The following is an 806-nucleotide window of genomic DNA, read 5'->3' as shown; positions in this document are numbered from 1 at the left end:
GAATCTCTGGGTTGAGAACGCGCTGAGGCTTAAGCGTTCCCTTGGTCTAAAACGTGGCAAATCAGATAAGGCAGATGCTGCCGAAATAGCCAGCTACGGTTTTTTACACAGGCGCAAAGCAGTTCTTTTTAAACTTCCGAGCAAAACCATAAGCGAGCTAAAGCATTTATTGAGCTGTAGAAAGCAGCTTGTGAAGCAACAGACAGCATTAAAAAATGCAAGTGGAGAATTGGAAGCTTTCGATGGAGATTCAGCGGATTTTACATTGGATATCAGAAAGTCACTGATCAAGGAATATGATAAGAAAATTGACATGATTGAAGCGGAACTTCTAAGATGTGTAAAAGCGGACAAGGTACTTGAAGAGCAATATCGTCTGGTCAACTCGGTATACTGTATAGGGCCTCAAACAGCGATGTTTATCGTGGTCCTTACGCAAGGGTTCAGTCTATTTGACGATCCCAGGAAGTTTGCCTGTTATTGTGGTATTGCCCCTTTTGGAAATACCTCTGGAACAACACTAAAGGGAAAGCCAAAGGTTAGCCATCTGGCCAACAAACGAATTAAGACGCTATTGACCATGTGCGCACTAAACACGATTAAAAAAGATAATGAGTTTAAAAGATACTACGATAGAAAAATAAAAGAGGGAAAACATCATTCATCAATTCTAAATGTGCTTAGGAATAAGCTTGTCAGCAGGGCTTTTGCAGCAGTATTGAAAGAAAGGCCTTATAAGAAAGATCTTGGTATTGCTGCTTAAATATTTTAAAATTTATTTGCAAAAACCATAGAATACGGGTTTA

Annotated in this window: 1 protein-coding gene; it reads left to right on the top strand. The window is 39.6% G+C overall.

Going from position 1 to position 806, the window contains the following annotated elements; translation table 11 throughout:
- Window positions 1–763: IS110 family transposase (locus tag ACFSR6_RS17510; protein ID WP_379081230.1), on the top strand; the 763-nt coding region annotated here is incomplete at its 5' end.
- Between the last annotated feature and the right edge of the window lie 43 nt (window positions 764–806).

The sequence above is a fragment of the Pedobacter vanadiisoli genome (assembly GCF_042684385.1).
Lineage (GTDB): Bacteria > Bacteroidota > Bacteroidia > Sphingobacteriales > Sphingobacteriaceae > Pedobacter > Pedobacter vanadiisoli.
The sequence above is the reverse complement of the archived record's forward strand: the minus strand, read 5'-3'. Positions and strand labels throughout refer to the sequence as shown.